The organism is Campylobacter vulpis (assembly GCF_014217995.1).
Taxonomy (GTDB): Bacteria; Campylobacterota; Campylobacteria; order Campylobacterales; family Campylobacteraceae; genus Campylobacter_D; species Campylobacter_D vulpis.
This window is the reverse complement of sequence record NZ_CP041617.1, coordinates 718,102-737,812: the sequence shown is the minus strand read 5'-3', so window position 1 is coordinate 737,812 and position 19,711 is coordinate 718,102. Positions and strand designations below refer to the sequence as shown.

The window sequence follows — 19,711 nt, the reverse complement described above, 5'->3', positions numbered from 1 at the left end:
CCTTAACTTAACTTTTTCTTTAAAAATTCATAAGCTTCGTTGATTTTTTGAAATTGCTCTACGCCTCTTTTAAGCTCTTCTTCGCTGACATTATTTGCGTTTAAAATGTCGGGGTGGTATTTTTTCGCTAAAGTTCTATACTGCTTTTTGACCTCGCTTAAACTTGCCCCAGTGTTAAGCTCTAAAAGTGCGTAAGCTTCATTTTCGTTTAATTCTTTTTTAGGACTTTTGAGCTTAGAAAGGCTTTCTATAAAGGCTTCAAGCTCGTTTAAGCTTATGTTAAAGGCTTTTGCGATTTGCTCTAGGAGTTCTCTTTTTTTCGCATTAAATTCCCCGTCAATCAAAGCCATAAAAACAAGCACTCTAAGCACATTAAAACGCTCATTTTTAGGTAGAGGGACCTCCCTTAAAAAGTCCTTAGCCACTTCAAAAACATCATTTAAATTTTCTTTATGCTCGTTAAAAGCGGACTTTAAAAACGCTCTTTCTCTCTCATCTTTAGCATTAGCGTCTAGGAGTTCGCTTATCATTTCAGCTTCTTTTTCACTGACCCTGCCATCACTTTTAGCAATCTTAGCCAAAAGTGCGATGACATAGTAATTCATACGCCTTTTAAACTCCTCAACCCTCTCTTGCATCACTCCTCTAGCAAAACCCCTTGCAAAGCCTTTAGCACCACGACTAGCTGAATTTACAAATTCACTTTTACCCCATTTTTTATAATACAAATAAAAAACCAAAACGACTAAAATAAGAAGTAAAATTCCACTCATAATATCTGCTCTTTAAAACTCTCAAAATAAAGCCTTTTAAGCTCCTCACAGCTTAAAATAAGACTATCAAAAATGAATTCTTGCTTTTTCGTGCTAAGTCCTAGTTTGTAAGCTTTCACGCCATATTCTTTTGCCAAAGTTAAAAACGCCTCCTCATCACTCACGCCCACAACAGCCCTTGAAGAACTTTCCTCAAAAAGCCAAGATTCATCTTTAAATTCGCTTTTTAAATCCGCTCCCACGCAAGAAAGAGCAAGCATTTTAGCCACGCTTAAAGCCACGCCTCCCACGCCTACGCTATTAGCACACTCTAAAAGCCCTCTTTCATTTGCACTTATGAGTAAATCCCAAAGCGTAAGCTCGGCTTTATAATCCATGCCTTTTATACTTCCTGCCGCCTTTTTATCTTGCACTTTCATCGCTAAAGAAGCACCAAATTCCCCAAAGCTCTCTCCTAAAAGATAAAGGGCTATATTTTCTCTTTCTATCCTTGCTTTAAGGGTCAAATTTGCGTTTTTTTGCACTCCAACGCCCACTATGGTAGGGCTTGGATAAATGCTAATGCCGTCTGTTTCATTATATAAAGAAACATTACCGCTTACAACAGGCGTATTTAAAGCCTTACAAGCTTCTTTTATACCCTCGCAACCTTGTGCGAACTGCCACATAACTTCGGGATTTTGCGGGTTGCCATAATTTAGACAATCACTAATCGCCAAAGCCCTAGCCCCAGAACAAGCTATCTTTCTCCCCACAGCCGCCACAGCCATAGCTGCACCTTTTTTAGGGTCGATGAAATTAAGCCTTGAATTACACTCCATCGCCATAGCTAAAGCCGCACCATTTTCTTTAACTCTAAGCACACTCGCACCTAAAGCGCCGTCCGCTTTTATGGTATTTGTCCCTACACTTGAGTCAAATTGCTCGTAAATAAAGCTCTTATCATTAACACTTTCATTACTTAACATTTGCTTAAAAAGCTCATTTATGGGGAGTTTTAACTCAAATTCATCATTTTGAATTTCCTTTAAATAGCTAGGCTCTCTTACAGCTCTATCTAAAATCGGTGCTTTTTCGCTTAAAGGCTCAATAGGGATAAGCCCTACCCTTTCCTTATGCCAAAAAAGCTCCATTAAGCCCGTATCCGTAACCTCGCCCATAACCACGGCATCAAGCTGCCATTTTTTAAAAATCTCAATAACCTTATCTTCGTAGCCTTTTTTTGCACAAATAAGCATTCTTTCTTGACTTTCGCTAAGCATTAATTCATAAGGACTCATACCCTCTTCACGCATAGGGGTTTTATCTAAATAAAGCCGCATTCCACTTCCGCTACGCCCTGCCATTTCAAAGCTTGAGCTAGTAAGCCCAGCTGCACCCATATCCTGTATGCCTACGATATAATCTTCTTTAAAAAGCTCTAAACAAGCCTCCATTAGAAGTTTTTCGCTAAAAGGGTCGCCTATTTGGACTGTGGGGCGGAGTTTTTTACTCTCCTCACTAAAGCCTGAAGAGCTCATCACAGCCCCACCAAGCCCATCACGCCCTGTTTTTGAGCCGACATAAATGACAGGATTACCCACGCCCTCTGCCTTAGCGTAAAAAATATCTTCTATTTTGCAAATTCCAAGCGCAAAGGCATTGACTAAGATATTGCCATTAAAGCAAGGCTCAAAGGCACATTCTCCGCCTATTGTTGGCACTCCCATACAATTTCCATAATGTGAAATTCCACTCACAACGCCTTTGAGTAAATATTTTTGATGTTTAGCGACTTTTGCGTCTTTAATGTCTCCAAATTTTAAAGAATTAAGCCCTGCAACGACCCTAGCGCCCATAGTAAAAACATCTCTTAATATCCCTCCAACGCCAGTGGCTGCTCCTGCAAAAGGCTCGATAAAGCTTGGGTGATTATGACTTTCGACCTTAAAAACCGCTGCCATACCTCCGCCTATGTCAATAACGCCGGCATTTTCCCCCGGTCCTTGTATGACCCAAGGTGCTTTTGTGGGAAAGCCATTGAGGTATTTTTTACTTGATTTATAAGAGCAATGCTCACTCCACATCGCAGAAATCACGCCAAGTTCAAGTAAATTTGGCTCTCTACCTAAGATGTTTAAAATTTCAGTATATTCCTCATCGCTGATTTTATGGGCTTTTATCGTTTCTTTGTCCATTTTATATCCTTTATTTTCCTAAGCAAAAATTACTAAACATTTCATCTAAAATTTCTTCTCTTTTGAAATCTTTAGTAAATTTTGCAAGTTCTTCTATCGCCACATTAAACTCAAAGGCAAAAAGCTCTAAAACACTCTCATCTAAAAGCGTTTTCGCCCTTTTTATCGCTTCACTTGCTTTTTTGCAAGAGTGGATAAAATCAAGTGAGCTTACCAAAAATCCCTCGCTATCTAAGCTATTTAAATAAGTCTCTAAAGCCTTTTTTAAGGGACTTATGTCCTCTTTGGCACTGATTTTTAAAAAATGAATTTCACTAGGACTTTCAAATTCCTTTTTTAAATCGCACTTATTTAAAAGATAAAAAACCTTTTTTTCACTAGCTTTTAAAAGGCTTAAAATTTCTTTATCCTCCTCATCAAATTTTCTTGAAGAGTCAAAAAGTGCAAGGATAATGTCCGCTTCATCAAGGCTTTTTTTACTTAGCTCAATGCCTATTTTTTCGATTGTCTCCTCACTTTTTCTAATGCCTGCGGTGTCCATGATTTTGACTAAATGTGTGCCGATTTTAAAGCTTTCTTCTATAAAATCTCGCGTCGTTCCAGCTAAGGGCGAAACTATGGCTCTTTCATAAGCTAAAAGGGCGTTTAAAAGCGAGGATTTGCCCACATTTGGTTTTCCAACAATGGCGATTTTAAAGCCCTCCAAAAGGGCTTTTTTGCTTTGAGAAAGGGTATAAATTTCTTCTAAAATTCTCGCATTTTCCTCACACATCGTGCGAATTTGAGCCATTAAATCACTAGGCAAATCATCGTCCGCATAATCGATACTTGTCTCCACAAAAGCCAAACTTTTCACTAAATCAAGCCTAATTTTTTCTATCAAACCGGCTAAAGTTCCTTGCATATTTCTAGCAATGATTTTAGCAGCCATCGCAGACTTTGCCTTGATTAAATCTTGGATATTTAGGGCTTTTAAGGCACTCATTTTGCCGTTTAAACACGCTCTTTTACTAAATTCTCCCGCTTTAGCCAATCTAATGCCATTTTTTTGCAATTCCTCTAGCAAAATTTCACTCACACTAAAGCCGCCGTGAATTTGAAACTCCACCACATCTTCGCCTGTAAAGCTAAAGGGTGCTTTAAAATAAAGCATAATCGCCTCGTCAATGAGGGCATTTTCATCATTAAAAAGCTTGACAAAATACGCATAACGCGGACTTAGCTCACTTTTTTTAGAAAGCTTTAAACCAAGCTCTAAAGCCCTACTTCCGCTTACTCTTATGATAGAAATAGAACCTGTGCCATAGGCTGTTGCAAGGGCGGCTATGGTATCATTCATCTTTTTTTACAAAATCATTAACGACAACAAAACGCTGTTCGCCATTTTGCTTAATGCCTACATATTTGTGAGGAAACATTGCTCTTAATTCCTCTAAAGCGATTTTAATCAAAACCCCATCAAGCGGCTTAGTCTGCCCTCTTCCACTTTGCTTAATTTTTTCTGCTACGCCTTGTAAATAAAATTGCATTCCTTGAATTTGTTTTTCTAAAAATTCGGCAATTTCAAGACGAACTAAAAGATTGTATTTTAAATTAATCCAATTATGCAAGAGATAAGAAAAAGCCTTGTAACGATGTGCCTCTTTGCCTATTAAAAGTGCGGAGTCTTCCCCATCTAGACGGATAAAAATGCAATTTTCATCATACATTTTAAGCTCTTTTAAATAAATTTTAAAGCAAGAAATTTTTAAAAGTCTTTCTAGCTGAATTTTAATCTCATCTAAAAGATCATCTTGATTAGCGTAGTCTTCTTTATGAAAGCTATCAAAAATGGCATCGCTTTTAACAATATATGCTTCCTTTTTAATCGGCTCAATTTTCATTTCATTTTTAAGCTCATTTTCCTCGCTTATTTTTTTAGATTTATTTTCTTTTTTTTCAAATTTATTGAGTTTTTCTTCATTTTTGAAATGAGATTTATTTTCTCTCTTAAAGCTCTTTTTCTTATGCTTTTTTACTTCAACTTCTATAATGGCATTTTTACGCCCAAAGCCTAAAAAACCACTTTTATGTTGCTGCAAAATGGTATATTCTAAATCTATTACAGAACATTCAAGCTTGATAGAAGCCTCCGTTAAGGCACTTTGCAAGTCTTTAGCCTCTATCTTCATTTTGCTTTCTCGCTTTCTCTTTTGTGATGTTCTTTTTCAAACATCTTATTAATAATCCATTGTTGCACTAAGGAGCAAAGATTATTGACAAACCAATAAAGCGTAAGTCCCGCAGGGAAAGTGATGAAAAAGATTGTAAAAATCACAGGTAAAAATTTCATAATCTTAGCTTGCAATGGGTCCTGGATTGTCATAGGAGTGATGAGTTGTTGTAAAAACATTGTCGCACCCATTAAAATCGGTAAGATAAAATAAGGATCCATCGCCGATAAATCTTGTATCCAAAAAATCCACGGCGCATCTTTTAGCTCAATAGCATTAAATAAAACGCGGTAAATCGCAAAGAAAATAGGAATTTGCAAAAGTATAGGTAAGCACCCACTCATAGGATTTGCACCGTGTTTTTTATAAAGCTCCATCATATGCATATTCATCTTTTGCGGGTCGCCCTTATAACGCTCCCTAATCTCTTTCATTTTAGGAGCTAAATCCTTGAGTTTATTCATAGAAATCATAGATTTATAAGTAAGTGGGAATAAAATCACACGCACAATCAAGGTCAAAACAACAATAGCCCAACCCCAGTTTCCTATATGCTTAAATAAAAAGTCAAGTCCCTCATACATAGGCTTAGCAATAAAGGTAAACCAGCCAAATTCCACAACATCTTCAAGCCTTTTATCAATAGCTCTTAAGGCTTCGTGTTCTTTAGCACCTATATAACCACCGGCTTTAAATTCTCTATCTGCATAGGCAAATAAAATAGGATTATCATTTGTATCTTTAGAAATGGTAAGGTTTAAAGGCTTGTCAAAATTATAAAAAAAACTCGCATAATATCTATCAAAAGCTGAAGCGATAAAGGCTTTATTTATACGCTCTTCCATATCCATATCTCCATCTTCAAAGGTATGGATAGTATTCTCACTATCTAAAACTAAAGCTCCATGCACAGTGTAGGCATCTACGGCTATACTGGGTCTAAAGCCCGGAGTGATGAAAAAAGGTGCATTTTGACTTAATTTAACTTCAATTTCATAATTTCCCCTTGGGTCAAAAGTGATGATTTTTTCCACTTTTAAATTTGATAAATTCTGCGTTAAAACAAGCTTTTTGCTTTCATTTGTGTCTAAAAAAAGCTCATTTGTGCTAGTTTTATAATCTGTTTTGAAGGCTTCTTCATTGATAACATTATTTGAAAAACGCAATTCTAAGGGGCGAGGATTTTGCTCTTTAGCAATAAGATTAATTTGCGTTTTATCTTCATTAAGATATTTTTTATCTTTAAGATAAAAGCTAGCAATTCGTCCCAAAGTGTCAATTTCTGCTTTAAAATGTGGGCTTTCTACACTTGCTAAAATTCCATTTTTGGCACCATTTAAAGCCTCATTTGTCTCCATACTTTTACTTAAATCTTCTTGTAGCTTGGGTGCAGCATTAGTATCTAAATTTTGAGTTTTTGTCGCATTGTTTTGCGTAATGTTTTGTTCGTTTAAATTTGGCTTAGGTAAGAAAAAATAATCATAAGCCACAAAAAAGATAAAAGAAAGCACAACGGCTAATAAAATGCGTTTTTGTTGAAAAATGTTGTTATTTGAATGATTCACTTAATTTCCTTTAAAGATAATTTTTACGAGATAAAAGCCTTTATCCTCGCAAGGTATATATAAAAAATGCAATTTTTTTTGCGCTAAAAATTTAGGTTTAAAACATAAAGTATCACTTTTGAAAATCTTAAAAACTTTAGGATAATCAAAGCCGCCACGAAAAAGAGGATTGCATCTTACAATTCTAAAAAAAGTTAAAAAGAAAGCAAAAAGAGCATTATTTTTTTCAAACTGCCAAAAAGCATACTCCGAACAACTTGGATAATACCTACAAACTGGAGGTTTTAAGGGGCTTAAAAATCTTTGATAAAAACGCAAGGAAGTCAAAAATACTATCTTAAACATTGTATTCTCTTTAAACCCCATTTTAGACTTTTTTCTAACTTCAAAAAGGAAAACTCATTTAAATCCGCCTTTGCAACAAGAACATATTTGCCATCTTTTAGGTCATTTTCAACCTTTGCAAATAAAGCTCTTAAAACACGCTTTGCACGATTTCTTACCACAGCTTTCCCAACTTTTTTGCTCGCAACGACCGCCTTTTTCTTCTCATTTGCAGGAAGATAAAAAAGAATAAGCCCATCGCAAAACCATTTTTTACCAAATTTATAGACAGTAGCAAATTCTTCAGTATGATCAAATTTAGAAAAATTCACACAGCAAGTCTTTTTCTTCCCTTAGCGCGTCTAGCATTAATCACTTTGCGACCATTTTTAGTTTTCATACGCACACGAAAGCCGTGAGTGCGTTTCTTAGGAGTTTTATGCGGTTGATAAGTTCTTTTCATTATTTTTCCTTAAAATAAAAATTTAAGCAGGGATTATAATCTAAATTTACTTATAAAATCTTTTAATTAAGAGTAATTTTTAAGTTATTTTGCTAAATTTCAATTTTTGAAATGATGAATTTAAGGAAATTATAATGAAAAATTTTAGTATTAAACCCTTAGAAAAAGAAAATTTAAGCGAACTTTTAACTATGCTTAAAGAATTTGCCGCGTATGAAAATAAACTTGCCTATTTAAAATGCGACGAAACAAAACTTTCAAATTTATTTTTAGAAAATGAGTATGCAAAAGCCTTTATATTAAAAGAAAACGAGCAAATTATAGGTTATTTAGTCTTTTTTTATACCATTTCTTCCTTTTTGGGTGAGAGAGGAATTTATATAGAAGACATTTATATTAGAGAAAATTTTCGCAAAAAAGGCTATGGGCGTAAGGTTTTTGAGTTTATTGGGAAACTTTGTCAAAAAGAAAATATCGCTATGCTTTCGTGGGTTTGCCTCAATGATAACGCTCAAGGCATTAATTTTTACGAAAAGCTTGATGCAACACATCTTAAAGACATTCGCACCTACCGCTTAGATGGACAAAATTTAGCTAAACTTAACGATTTATGATACGCTCTTTACATTATCTTAAGGCTATGGGCTATGATTTTAGTCCTCAAAATTTTTCTAAACTAGACAGACTAGATGATTTTAAAACCTTACGCGATAAAATTGCAACTTGCACTCTTTGTAATTTTTCAAAAACGCGTAAAAAAATTTTAATGGAGGAAAGACTAAAGTCTTGCAAACTCTTTATTTTAGATACTCACGCCTCACAAAATGAAAATGAAAGCGGAATTTTACTTCAATCTAAAAAGGGCAAATTTCTTCTTGATTCTTTAGAAAAAATTCTCAATTTAAGCAGAGATGAATTTTATTTTTCTTATATTTTCAAATGTTTTAGTGCAAATAAAAATGATGATTTTGCTTTGCATTCTTGTTTGCCTTTTTTGCTTAATGAAATCAAACTCATTAAACCAAAAATCCTTCTTTGTCTAGGAGAATATGCCCTAAAAGCTTTAGGTTTTTCAAATTTTAAAGCTCTTAAGGGTGAGCTTTTTGCTTATGAAGATTTTTTCATTTTAGCAAGTTTTGATGGGGAATTTTTAGAAAGAAATCCCAGTTTCAAAGAAGAATTTTTTAACGATTTAAAAAAACTTAAAGGATTTCTATGAAAAAAATATTTTTGTGTCTTATTGTGCTTTTTACTTTCGCACAAGCAAAAAAGCAAGAGCTTTTAAATTTTATCCCACCTGAAGAAAGCTATGTCAATTTAGAAAATAAAAAATGCAATGAAAGCTGTTTATTAGGACTTTTAGAAGAAAAAATGTATCTTAGTTTTTTGAGTGAATTTGTCGAAAATCAAAACCAAATTTTATCCAACATTTACGCAAAGCTTCTAAATTCCATCACGGATTTTGAAAAAAATTTACAAAAAATTGATGATAAAAATGCCATTTCCGTAAAGCTTGCACTCATCATACCTGAAAAAACCATTAAAAATTATTCTAATATCATTATCAATTCAAGCATTGCTTATCTTTTAAAACAAAGAGCTGAAATTAAGGTTGAAGTTTTTTTAATCGGCACCGAAGAAGAAAAGAAAATAAAAGAAACTTTATACAAAATCAGTTCTCAAGGCTATAAATTTGCCATTGCTGGCTTTACTAATAAGGGCGTGAAAGCCTTAGAAGACTACCAAGGAGATGTAAAAATTTTCATTCCAACCGCTCACAAAAGCACAGCACAAATTCATAATGAAAATATTTATTTTGGTAGCATAGACTATGATGCACAAATTAAAAAATTACTCGATAAATCCAACGGCTTTAACGCCATATTGAGTGATGAAAGCACTCTTTCAAAAGAACTCAATTCTAAAATAAAAGCCCAAGACCCCAACGCAACGATCTACAAAATAGGCGATGAAAAGATTGATTTTGCAAGGGTTTTAAGGGGACTAAGGGGAGCTTCTGTATTTTTTAACACTCCTTTGATTAAAACCGCTCTTTTAAGCTCTCAAATTCGTGTGCATAATATCCGCACTAATATTTTATTTTCTACCCAACTTAATTACAATCCAGCCTTTTTAAGTCTCACTCAAGAAGGTGATAGGCGTCAATTTATCATTGCAAATTCTATTGATAAAAACGATGAAGATTTAAATTATCTTAACGAAATGTTTGCACAAAATTTAGATTATAATTGGGTTGCTTATGCGACTAGCGTGGGGCTTGATTATTTTTATACAAATTTTTTAAATCCAAAAAGTGAAAGAATTTTCGAAGAAAAATTAATCGACTCTCAATTTGTTTATAAAGTCCGTTTAATGCAGGGTAAGGCTGGAAATTTTGAAGAGTTAGAATAGCTCTTCAAAAAGTCTTTTAAGCGTATCATCTATCCTTGTGGGCTTTGAGTCTTTCACAAAAGCAAGGGTAAATTCTCCCCTAAATAAAAGCTCCTCCTCTCTAAAAATCTCCTGTTCTATCATAAGCGAAGCCTTTTTAAAATTTAAAATTTTTGTCTTAACTTCCACAATATCTCCAAGTTTAGCAGATTTTAAAAAAGCACAATTAGCACGAGTTAATAAAAAATGCCCACTTTTTGCATCGAAAATATCAATATTTTTTTTAAAAAAAAGCTCACTTCTAGCGCGTTCGCAAAATTTTAAATAATTGCTATGATACACCACTCCCCCAGCGTCCGTATCTTCATAATAAATTCGCATTTTCATCTTTAAAAATCCTCAAATTGTATATTTTAATCAAAAAAAGTTTTTTTGTCATCATATCTAATTTTATTTTTTTTTTTTTTTGTATAATAATTAAGATAAATTACAACATTATTTACAAGGTTTTTAATATGGACACAAAAAAAGCTATCATCGCTGGCAATGCTCCTAGTTTAAAAAATATAGACTACACTCTTTTACCGCAAAGTTATGATGTTTTTCGTTGCAATCAATTTTATCTTGAAGATAAATACTATTTGGGAAAAGAGCTTAAAGCTGTATTTTTTAACTCTTGTGTCTTTTTTGAAAATTATTATACTCTTAAAGAATTGGTTAAAAATGAAGAATATACCACCTCTTTAATTTTTTGCTCCTCACATAAGCATCTCGAGGAGAAAAATTTTTTGGAAAATTTTAAGGATTTTTACCCAGATAGCACTATGGGGCATGAAATTTTAAGTCAATTAGAAAAGTTTTATGCCTGGACCATTTTTAACGATGTTTATAAAAATCGCCGTTTTACAAGTGCGATTTATATGTGTGCAATTGCCGTAGCTATGGGTTATAAAGAGCTTTATTTGGCTGGGATTGATTTTTATAATTCAGGTTCAACTTATGCTTATACGCAAGGAAAGAATCTTACGCGTATTTTTGGCGATTTTAAAAAATATAATGGACATACTCAAGAGATAGAATTAGAAGCCTTAGAATTATTAAAAGAGCTTTACGATGTAAAAATTTATTGCCTTTGTCCCACCAGTCCCTTAGCCAAATTTGTAACCCCCCCCCCCCTCAACTTCTCATCTTAATCATTTTATATTAGAAAATAAACCGCAAAACCGCATTAATGATATGCTCTTACCATCAAAAAGAGCTTATAAAAATGCACGGAAACTTAGAAATTACGATAGTTCAAAATTAACAGATAATTTTTACTACCAACTCATAAAAGATCTTATTAAACTTCCTAGTAATATCAAGCATCACCTTAAAACAAGGAGATTTTAATGCAAGAAATCAAAATAGAAAAAGTCATCATTTCGCAAAATACCCCACCTCTAGTCGTGCCTGAAATAGGTATTAATCATAATGGTAGCTTGGAATTAGCTAAACTTATGGTTGATGCTGCTGCAAGGGCTGGAGCTAAAATCATCAAACATCAAACGCACATTATAGAAGATGAAATGAGCAAGGAGGCTAAAAAAGTCATACCCGGGAATGCAAAGATTAGCATTTATGAGATTATGAAAAAATGTGCGTTAAATGAGAAAGATGAAAGAGCTTTAAAAGAATATACGGAAAAACAAGGACTTATCTATCTTAGCACCCCCTTTAGTAGAGCTGGGGCAAATCGCTTAGAAGATATGGGAGTAAGTGCCTACAAGATAGGCTCTGGAGAGTGTAATAATACTCCCCTTATCAAACACATCGCCGCTTTTAAAAAACCCATAATATTAAGCACCGGTATGAACGACATTGAAAGCATAGCTGGGAGTGTGAAAATTTTAAGAGCTTTTGAGGTGCCTTTCGTGCTTTTACATACGACCAATCTTTACCCAACTCCCCCTCATCTTGTGAGACTTCACGCTATGCTGACCCTACAAAAAGAATTTAATGCTCTTGTGGGATTAAGCGACCACACAACCGATAATCTTGCTTGTTTAGGTGCTGTGGCACTTGGTGCTTGTGTGGTAGAAAGGCATTTTAGTGATACAATGGATAGACAAGGACCCGACATCATCTGCTCTATGGACGAAAATGCCCTAAAAGAACTCATCATACAAAGTGAGCAAATGGCATTAATGAGAGGTTTAAATGCCAAAAAAGAAGCTGCAAAAGAAGAGCAAGTTACTATCGATTTTGCTTTTGCAAGTGTGGTAAGCATTAAGCCCATTAAAAAGGGTGAAATTTTAAGCGAGGAAAACATTTGGGTAAAAAGACCCTCACTAGGCGGTATCCCAGCTTGTGAGTTTGAAAGCATTTTGGGTAAAAAAGCCTTAAGGGATATAGAATTTGATGTTCAGCTTAAAAAAGGGGATTTTGCGTGAAAAAAATCGTCTTTATCACAGGCACTAGAGCGGACTTTTCTAAAATCAAATCTTTAATGCTAAAAGTTGAAAAAGCAAATGATTTTGAACTTTTTATTTTCGCAACAGGTATGCATATGAGTAAAAATTTTGGTCTAACGGTGCGAGAGATAGAAAAATGCGGCTTTAAAAATATTTTTAAATTTATCAATCACGACAAATATTTTCAAATGGATAAGGCTTTAAGTGCGACCATAGACGGCTTTTCGCGTTTTATCCACGAGTTAGAGCCTGATTTAATAGTCGTTCATGGCGATAGAATCGAGCCTTTGGCTGCTTGTATGGTGGGAAGCCTTAATAATATCTTAGTCGCACATATTGAAGGGGGTGAGATTTCAGGCACGATTGATGATAGCATAAGGCATGCTATCTCCAAACTTGCACATATTCATTTAGTCAATGATCAAATAGCTAAAAAACGCTTAATTCAAATGGGAGAGGCTGAAAATTCCATTTTTATCATAGGCTCACCCGATTTAGAAATCCTAGCACACAATGAAATTTCACTTGAATTAGCAAAAAGCTACTACGATATTTCTTACGAAAACTATGCTTTAGTGATGTTTCACCCCGTTACCACAGAATTGCATAGCCTTAAAGAGCAAAGTGATAATTTAATTGACGCTCTTAAAGAAAGTGGGAAAAATTACCTCATCATTTATCCTAACAATGATATAGGCTTTGAATTTATTCTTCAAAGCTATGAGAGGGTAAGGGGGCATAATCATTTTAAAATTTTTCCCTCTTTGCGTTTTGAGTATTTTATAGCCTTACTGAAAAACGCCGATTTTATCATAGGAAATTCTAGCTGCATTTTGAAAGAAGCACTTTATTTAAATACCCCCGGCATACTTGTAGGCTCAAGGCAAAATGGAAGAATGGGTCAAGAGAGCGTTAAATGCGTAGAGGCAAAGACAGAATCAATTTTAAAAGCCATAGATACACTTCAAAAACCAAATAAGAAAAATGAGAAATTAGAAATTTTAAATAGCTCAAAATTATTTTTTAAACACTTGCAAAATGGCGATTTTTTCAAAATCAAGCAGCAAAAAATTTTCAAGGATTTAAGATGACCCTAGCACTTATCCCAGCTCGTGGTGGCTCAAAAGGAATCAAAAAGAAAAATCTCGTCCTACTTCTTGGCAAACCTCTACTCTACCACACTATAAACGCTGCTAAAAATTCCAAGTGCATTGACAAAATTGTATTAAGTAGTGATTGTGATGAAATTTTGCGTTATGGTGAAAGTCAGGGTATAGAGCCTTTAAAGCGTCCCAAAAAACTCGCCCTTGATGATACTACTAGTGATAAGGTTATATTGCATAGTTTGCAATTTTATAAAAAATATGACAACATTATTTTACTTCAACCCACTTCACCGCTTAGAACAGCTCTACACATCGATGAGGCTTTTGAGCTTTTTAAACGAGAAAAAGCCGATTCTATTATTAGCGTGTGTGAATGTGATAATAAAATTCTCAAAGCTTTTATAAGCGATAAAAAAGGTCATTTAAAAGGAATTTGTAATAATGATTATCCCTTTATGTCTCGCCAAAACTTACCCAAAACTTTTATGAGTAATGGTGCTATTTATATCTTAAAAACGAAAAAGTTCTTAAAAAATCCTCATTTTTTACAGAAAAAAACAAAATACTATCTTATGGACGAAAAAACAAGCATAGACATAGACACTTTAGAAGATTTAAAAAAGGCAGAAATGCTTCTTAAAATCACACAATAGAATAAATTTAACAATAATTCCTTTTTATAATCCTCACAATAATGCTTTTTTGCGTTCTATAATCTTACAAGTTTTGCGCCAAAACCGCCTTGATTGATTGGGGCGTCTTTAAAGTCCTTTACACTTTTATGTGATTTTAAAAATTCTCTTACCGCAAAGGCTAATTTGCCCGTGCCTATGCCATGATAAACTAAAACTTCATCAAGTCCAGCTATTAAGGCGTCTGAAATGAATTTATCTAGCCTTTCTAAAGCCTCATCGCTTCTAAGTCCGTGTAAATCAAGACTAAGAGCTAAATTTGTGGGCTTTGAAAGGCTAATTTGCGTTTTTGTTTTAGGTTTGGGAGTGGGGGTGCTTTTTCGCAGTAAATTTAAGCCTATGCGAAGTTTTAAACCCTCACTTTCTATCAAGGCATCGTTTTTAGAAATGCCCACAATCACACCTTTTATTTTTTCATATTTGACAAAATCCCCCACGCAAAATTCCTCTTTTTGTGTCGAAGTGGGTAAAATGATGGCTTTTTTAAGTTCGTTTGCTTTGTTGAGACTTCTTTGCTTTTCTTTGGTGTCGTGGAGTTTGATTGTTTTTTTTGCCTCTTCTATGGCTTTGTGAAATTCTAAGCTAAGTGCGTTATATCTAGCTCTAAACTCATTTTCATTTCTCTCTTTTTGTTCTTTGAGACTTTGTAGGATTATGTCGGCTTTTTTCTCTTTTTCACTCACATTTAAAAGCTTTTCTCTAAGCTCAAGCTCTAAGTTGATATTTTTACCAACCAAATCCTCCAAGCCTTGCTTCTCCTCGCCGTAATTTTGCCTCGCCTTAGCAACTAAATTTGGCGGAATTTGATAGCGAAGTGCCGTTTCAAAGGCGTAGGACTTGCCTATCGTGCCTTTTAAAAACTCAAACTTAGGACGTGCTAAAGCCTCATCATACAAAGCAGCTAAAAGCTCAACCTCACTATTTTTAGATAAAAGCATAGCAAGGCGTTTGTGGTGCGTTGTGATGATGATTTTAAGCTTATTTTCTATGAGTTTTTCTATCAAAGCACTATAAAGACACGCCGCCTCTTCAAAATCTGTTCCAAGCTCTATCTCATCGACTGCTAAAAGCAGATTTTTTTTTGTAAAAAGTTTAGAAAAGGCTAACATTCTACCCGCAAAGGTGGAGATGTCATTTTTCGCATTTTGCGGGTCTTCGATAATGGCTTCAAAGTCCTTAAAAGAGCCGATTTTACTTTCGTCCGCTTTAATGTGCATAGGGAGTAAATATTTAGCCAAAAATGCCGCACTTAAAATGCTTTTAAGTAGCATTGACTTTCCACCCGCATTAACGCCTGTAATGATTAAAACCTGTTTATTAAATTCCACACTAATGCTTTTTGGATTTTTAAGGGCGGGGTGAGCAAAGTTTTTAAGAATGATATTTGAGCTATTTTCACAAAGCATAAATTCATAATCTTTCTTTTTTGCAAGTAACACCCTCGCACTATAATGATCAAATAAATCAAAAACTTGATTGATAAATTTCAAAAACAAAAGATTTTTATGCAGCAATGCGGAGAAATTTTTCGCATATTCATAATAAATTTCTTCTTTTTTTTCCTCCAAATCATCAAGCTCACTTTGCAATTTTTCCACACCAAAAGGCACGACATAAAAGCCCCCACCACTACTTCTACCTATAATCTTAGCTTTTAGCGCGTGGTTGAAACCTCCCCTTACAAGTAAGGCTTCAAAACCGCTAATAAAATGAATTTGGGTATCGATGAGATAAGGATTTAAAGCCTTTGTGTGGGTAAGTTTTTTAAATTCAAGACTGATATGTTCTTTTTTAATTTTAATCGCCTCATTTAAATTTAGCAATCTTTCATCAAGACTTTCTTTTAAAACGCCCTTTTCATCAAAAGCATTTATAAAGACTAAAAGTTGAGGCAAAAGTTCAATTTTATCAAGCCAAGCCTTTAGTGAGCCTTCAAATTTTAAGCTTTTAAGATAAGAAAAATAGCGTAAAATTTTCACAAATTCAAAAAGCTCATCAAGATGCAAAATACCCTGTTTGCTAAGATGAGTAAGGGCGTAATCTAAGGCTTTAACGCTTAAGGGTGGATTAAACTCAAGCTCACTAAGCTCACGCAAACGCTTAAAATGCAAATGCGTATCCCCTTCTAAAAAAATCTCCTTTTCCCTTGCAAAAAGCGTCTTAAATTCGGCAATATAGTCTTTTAAATCAAGCTTAATCAAAAGCTCATTCATCGTCAAGCTCACATTTTCTAATATCAAGCACCACGCCTTTAAATTCTTTACTTTTAGCTATAAAGCTTGAAGTGCCAAATTCGTAGTTAAAATGCTCTTTAGAGACATTAAAATCCTTACATTTTAAAACTTTTCCTTGATGAAAAGCGTAGAGTAAATCTTGCTTTTTATCACTTAACTTAAGATTTTTGCTCTCAAAAATCACAGCAAAAATGATAAAAATGACAAGCAATGCTATAAAAAAAGGTTTTGTTTTCTTGCCTAATTTTTTTCTTAATGCAAAAGAAATCAAAGCTAAACATAAAATAATTAAAATAAAAATGAGAATTTTTGCCATTTTACCCCACCCCTTATCTTAAAATAATTTTGTTGTTTTTATCTAGGTCTATTTTAATTTTCGCACCATTTTTAAGCTCTTTGCGTAAAATTTTATCACTGAGTTTTGTGCCAATTTCTTCCGCTATAATGCGCTTTAGTAGCCTCACTCCAAATTCTTTTTGATATGCTTTTTTAGCTAAATATACCTTAGCCGCTTTTGTCGCATTGAGGCTGATGTTTTTAAGATTTTTAGAAAGTTCATTTAATTCTTTTTGGACGATTTTTTCTAAAATATCATCATCAAGCTCATTAAAATGTAAAATTTTATCAATTCTATTAATGAATTCTGGTGCGAAAAAATCCTTAATGGCACGCTTTGTTTTCTCCCCATTTTGACTTAAAAAACCAAGTTCATTGCTTTCCTTAAGTCCCAAATTTGAAGTCATTACAATGATAGTATTTTTAAAATCAACCTTTAAGCCACTATTGTCCGTTAGCATAGCGTTGTCAAAAATTTGCAAAAAAGTATTAGTTAAATCAGGATGTGCCTTTTCTATCTCATCAAAAAGCACGAGAGAGAAAGGATTTTTACGCACAGCATTGCTTAAAAGTCCGCCATCTTCATAGCCCACATAGCCAGCTGGTGAGCCGATGAGTTTGCTAAGGGCGTGTTTTTCAGCGTATTCACTCATATCAAAACGTTCTAAATGAAGTCCTAAAAATTCGGCGATTTTTTTACAAAGCTCGGTTTTGCCAACCCCGCTAGAACCTGTAAAAAGAAAAACCCCCCTAGGTGCATTTTCACCCTTAAAACCCACATAGCCTTGCTTTAGAGTATCACATAAACCATCAATCACACTATCTTGCCCAAAAATTTGTGTTTTTAAATTAACACTGAGATTTAAAAGGGCTTTATTTTGATTAAATTCAAAAATTTTATGCGTGTGTGTCATTTTAGCTACGACTTCATTTAAATCTTTTAAATTTGGATTTTTCTTAGCTTTTAGGGTAAAAGAAGCTCCCAACTCATCAATTAAATCGATTGCCGAGTCTGGCAGGAATTTATCGACAAAAAATTTTTTTCCAAGCTCTATACTTTCTTCCAAAAGCTCATCGCTTAATTTAATATGATGAAAACTTTCATATTTTTCCCTAAGTCCCTTAAGTATGAGAAGACACTCTTGCTTACTTGGCTCATCAACACTAATTTTGGCAAAGCGGCGTGAAAGGGCTTTATTTTTCTCAAAGCTGTTTTTATACTCCATAAAAGTGGTCGCACCGATACATTTTAAAGTGCCATTGCTAAGGGCTGGTTTTAGCAAATTAGAAAAGTCTGTATGTCCCTCGCCCGTAGCTCCCGCTCCCACTATGGTATGAATTTCATCGATAAATAAAATCGCCCCCTCAATCTGCATCAATCCCTCGATAATCTCCTTAATCCTACGCTCAAAATCACCGCGGTATTTCGTGCCTGAAAGAAGTCCTGTCAAATCTAGGCTAAAAATCTTAGCATTTTTTAATTTTTCAGGCACTAAGCCTTGCGAAATTTTTAAAGCTAAACCCTCGACAATCGCTGTTTTACCAACGCCTGCCTCGCCGATTAGGATAGGGTTATTTTTCTTACGGCGAAGTAGAATTTGCATCATTCTTTCAAGCTCAAATTCACGCCCAATTAAAGGATCAATTTTACCCTCACTTGCCAAAGCATTAAGATTGATAGTGTAATTTAAAAGAGGATTTTGACTCTTAGGATCATCTACTTTTAAGCCGTGCTTTTTTAATAAATACGCACTAAAAGAACGCCCATCTTTCAAAAGCTCCTCAATAAACTCTATCACATCAACTTGTGAATTTTTCGCCAAAAGTTCTTCTAAAATAATAGAAAATTCAGGCTTTACCTCTTTGCCTAAATTTTCATTTTTGGAGGCTAAATGATTTTTAAGCTCCCTTTCTAAAAGCGAAAAATCGCCATCTCCGCATTTCTTAAATAAATCTTTAAAATCGTGACTTAATTTAAGCAAAACAAAAAGCAAATGCTCGCAAGTAACAAATTCGTGGTGATTGATAAAACTGAGATGTTTAGCATTATCTAAAAATTCATTGATTTTTTCGTTCATTCTTCCTCCACTCTACTTTGCAAAGGAAATTGTGCCTCTTTTGCCATATTTTGCACTTTTTTTTGTTTAGAAAGGGCTATCTCTTGCGTGTAAATTCCACACACTCCACTTCCCTCACAATGAATTTTTAGCATAATTTCATTTGCCTTTTCAAAGCTATGAAAAAACACACGCATTAAAACCTCAATCACAAAATCCATAGTTGTAACATCGTCATTTAAAAGCACAACCTTATACATTTTTGGCTCTTGCAAATGCTCTTTTTGCAGACTTTCAAGCTTTTCCATTAGTTTTGCCCTTGCAAAATAGCGTTTATATCCTCTTGCATTAGCTCACTTGGAACCTTGCCAAGATAGAATTTCACTTTTTTGCCCTTATTCCAAAAATCACTTACATTTTGATACACTCCATTTTTTAAAACGACTTTAAAGGGCAATTGCTCCATATTTTGATAAGCTATATCCTTTAAAATTTGTGCAATTAGCCTGTCTTTTTCTTTAGAATTACTTAAAAAATAAAAAGCGTTATAATCTTTAGCAAATTTCAACACCTCTTCATCGCTCACCTCTTCAAAATGGCTTAAACCTATAATGACAAAGTGCTTAGCATTATTTTGCCATAATTTGCTAAGCTCCAAAGCCTCTTCCTTGCACGGCTGACAAAAAGTGCCAAAAAAATCAAACATTATAATTTTGTCCTCTTCTCCCTCTATAACAAAACCTTTTTCCTTACGCAGAAAAGTTTTTTCTCCTCCATTAACGCTTTTTAAAAGCACTTTTTCACCAAGTGCAAATTCTTTAAAATCCAACTCATTTTTAACATCTTCACTCGCACAAGCCACAAAAAGAAATGTGATTAAAAAAGCTGAAAATATAACTTGCATTTTTTGCATTGAAATTCCTTGTA

Annotated in this window: 22 protein-coding genes; 8 read left to right on the top strand and 14 right to left on the bottom strand. The window is 34.2% G+C overall.

What is annotated here, in order from left to right; translation table 11 throughout:
* Window positions 1-2: 2 nt before the first annotated feature.
* The 8 genes from CVULP_RS03720 to rpmH are packed head-to-tail and all read right to left on the bottom strand — an operon-like array spanning window position 3 to window position 7,515.
* Window positions 3-773, bottom strand: coding sequence for a molecular chaperone DjiA (locus tag CVULP_RS03720; RefSeq protein WP_099507592.1), 771 nt, complete (start codon window positions 771-773; stop codon window positions 3-5).
* Complete coding sequence (gene purL / locus CVULP_RS03715) at window positions 770-2,950, bottom strand: phosphoribosylformylglycinamidine synthase subunit PurL (RefSeq protein ID WP_099507593.1); 2,181 nt, start codon at window positions 2,948-2,950, stop codon at window positions 770-772. The genes CVULP_RS03720 and purL overlap by 4 nt, the downstream gene beginning before the upstream one ends.
* Before the next feature lie 10 nt (window positions 2,951-2,960).
* Entirely contained in the window at window positions 2,961-4,289 is a 1,329-nt protein-coding gene (gene mnmE / locus CVULP_RS03710; RefSeq protein WP_099507594.1) for a tRNA uridine-5-carboxymethylaminomethyl(34) synthesis GTPase MnmE, read from the bottom strand.
* On the bottom strand, window positions 4,282-5,121 hold the full coding sequence (locus CVULP_RS03705; protein WP_099507595.1) for a Jag N-terminal domain-containing protein: 840 nt from the start codon (window positions 5,119-5,121) through the stop codon (window positions 4,282-4,284). The genes mnmE and CVULP_RS03705 overlap by 8 nt, the downstream gene beginning before the upstream one ends.
* Window positions 5,118-6,728: a membrane protein insertase YidC gene (yidC, locus tag CVULP_RS03700; protein WP_099507596.1), complete on the bottom strand. Its 1,611-nt coding sequence runs from the start codon at window positions 6,726-6,728 to the stop codon at window positions 5,118-5,120. Before yidC ends, CVULP_RS03705 begins: the two co-directional genes overlap by 4 nt.
* Window positions 6,729-7,073 (bottom strand): membrane protein insertion efficiency factor YidD, encoded by a 345-nt coding sequence (gene yidD / locus CVULP_RS03695; protein ID WP_099507597.1) that lies wholly within the window; start codon window positions 7,071-7,073, stop codon window positions 6,729-6,731.
* Window positions 7,061-7,384 carry a ribonuclease P protein component gene (gene rnpA / locus CVULP_RS03690; protein ID WP_099460881.1) on the bottom strand — a complete coding sequence of 108 codons (324 nt, stop codon included), beginning with the start codon at window positions 7,382-7,384 and terminating at the stop codon, window positions 7,061-7,063. Before rnpA ends, yidD begins: the two co-directional genes overlap by 13 nt.
* Complete coding sequence (rpmH, locus tag CVULP_RS03685) at window positions 7,381-7,515, bottom strand: 50S ribosomal protein L34 (protein WP_004277342.1); 135 nt, start codon at window positions 7,513-7,515, stop codon at window positions 7,381-7,383. Before rpmH ends, rnpA begins: the two co-directional genes overlap by 4 nt.
* A 134-nt stretch (window positions 7,516-7,649) precedes the next feature.
* Between rpmH and CVULP_RS03680 the strand changes: the two genes are divergently transcribed.
* Genes CVULP_RS03680 through CVULP_RS03670 form a run of 3 tightly spaced genes read left to right on the top strand, consistent with a single transcriptional unit; the run spans window position 7,650 to window position 9,927 of the window.
* Window positions 7,650-8,129: a GNAT family N-acetyltransferase gene (locus tag CVULP_RS03680; protein WP_099507598.1), complete on the top strand. Its 480-nt coding sequence runs from the start codon at window positions 7,650-7,652 to the stop codon at window positions 8,127-8,129.
* Window positions 8,126-8,734, top strand: coding sequence for a uracil-DNA glycosylase family protein (locus tag CVULP_RS03675; RefSeq protein ID WP_099507599.1), 609 nt, complete (start codon window positions 8,126-8,128; stop codon window positions 8,732-8,734). The genes CVULP_RS03680 and CVULP_RS03675 overlap by 4 nt, the downstream gene beginning before the upstream one ends.
* Entirely contained in the window at window positions 8,731-9,927 is a 1,197-nt protein-coding gene (locus CVULP_RS03670) for a hypothetical protein (protein WP_099461363.1), read from the top strand. The genes CVULP_RS03675 and CVULP_RS03670 overlap by 4 nt, the downstream gene beginning before the upstream one ends.
* Here the strand turns inward: CVULP_RS03670 and CVULP_RS03665 are convergent.
* A complete protein-coding gene (locus tag CVULP_RS03665) occupies window positions 9,919-10,293 on the bottom strand; it encodes a YbgC/FadM family acyl-CoA thioesterase (protein WP_099507600.1) in 375 nt (124 codons plus the stop codon). The genes CVULP_RS03670 and CVULP_RS03665 overlap by 9 nt on opposite strands.
* Before the next feature lie 128 nt (window positions 10,294-10,421).
* On the opposite strand from CVULP_RS03665, the gene CVULP_RS03660 reads away from it, so the two are divergent.
* From CVULP_RS03660 to CVULP_RS03640, 5 genes are read left to right on the top strand one after another with little or no spacing between them, the layout of a single operon-like run.
* A complete protein-coding gene (locus CVULP_RS03660; protein ID WP_265575626.1) occupies window positions 10,422-11,099 on the top strand; it encodes an alpha-2,3-sialyltransferase in 678 nt (225 codons plus the stop codon).
* A gap of 43 nt (window positions 11,100-11,142) precedes the next feature.
* On the top strand, window positions 11,143-11,298 hold the full coding sequence (locus CVULP_RS03655; RefSeq protein WP_252195900.1) for an alpha-2,3-sialyltransferase: 156 nt from the start codon (window positions 11,143-11,145) through the stop codon (window positions 11,296-11,298).
* Window positions 11,298-12,338: an N-acetylneuraminate synthase family protein gene (locus CVULP_RS03650; protein WP_099507033.1), complete on the top strand. Its 1,041-nt coding sequence runs from the start codon at window positions 11,298-11,300 to the stop codon at window positions 12,336-12,338. Before CVULP_RS03655 ends, CVULP_RS03650 begins: the two co-directional genes overlap by 1 nt.
* On the top strand, window positions 12,335-13,450 hold the full coding sequence (gene neuC / locus CVULP_RS03645; protein ID WP_099507034.1) for a UDP-N-acetylglucosamine 2-epimerase: 1,116 nt from the start codon (window positions 12,335-12,337) through the stop codon (window positions 13,448-13,450). Before CVULP_RS03650 ends, neuC begins: the two co-directional genes overlap by 4 nt.
* Window positions 13,447-14,118 carry an acylneuraminate cytidylyltransferase family protein gene (locus CVULP_RS03640; RefSeq protein ID WP_099507035.1) on the top strand — a complete coding sequence of 224 codons (672 nt, stop codon included), beginning with the start codon at window positions 13,447-13,449 and terminating at the stop codon, window positions 14,116-14,118. The genes neuC and CVULP_RS03640 overlap by 4 nt, the downstream gene beginning before the upstream one ends.
* A 56-nt stretch (window positions 14,119-14,174) precedes the next feature.
* Here the strand turns inward: CVULP_RS03640 and CVULP_RS03635 are convergent, their stop codons facing one another.
* From CVULP_RS03635 to CVULP_RS03615, 5 genes are read right to left on the bottom strand one after another with little or no spacing between them, the layout of a single operon-like run.
* Window positions 14,175-16,370: an endonuclease MutS2 gene (locus CVULP_RS03635; RefSeq protein ID WP_099507087.1), complete on the bottom strand. Its 2,196-nt coding sequence runs from the start codon at window positions 16,368-16,370 to the stop codon at window positions 14,175-14,177.
* On the bottom strand, window positions 16,363-16,707 hold the full coding sequence (locus tag CVULP_RS03630) for a hypothetical protein (protein WP_099507036.1): 345 nt from the start codon (window positions 16,705-16,707) through the stop codon (window positions 16,363-16,365). The genes CVULP_RS03635 and CVULP_RS03630 overlap by 8 nt, the downstream gene beginning before the upstream one ends.
* 13 nt (window positions 16,708-16,720) lie before the next feature.
* The gene (locus CVULP_RS03625) at window positions 16,721-18,805 is read right to left on the bottom strand and encodes an AAA family ATPase (protein ID WP_099507037.1); all 2,085 of its coding nucleotides are present in this window, start codon (window positions 18,803-18,805) and stop codon (window positions 16,721-16,723) included.
* Window positions 18,802-19,092 (bottom strand): ATP-dependent Clp protease adaptor ClpS, encoded by a 291-nt coding sequence (locus CVULP_RS03620; protein WP_099461050.1) that lies wholly within the window; start codon window positions 19,090-19,092, stop codon window positions 18,802-18,804. The genes CVULP_RS03625 and CVULP_RS03620 overlap by 4 nt, the downstream gene beginning before the upstream one ends.
* Window positions 19,092-19,688, bottom strand: a complete 597-nt coding sequence (locus tag CVULP_RS03615) for a thioredoxin domain-containing protein (protein ID WP_252195529.1) — start codon at window positions 19,686-19,688, stop codon at window positions 19,092-19,094. Before CVULP_RS03615 ends, CVULP_RS03620 begins: the two co-directional genes overlap by 1 nt.
* Window positions 19,689-19,711 lie beyond the last annotated feature (23 nt).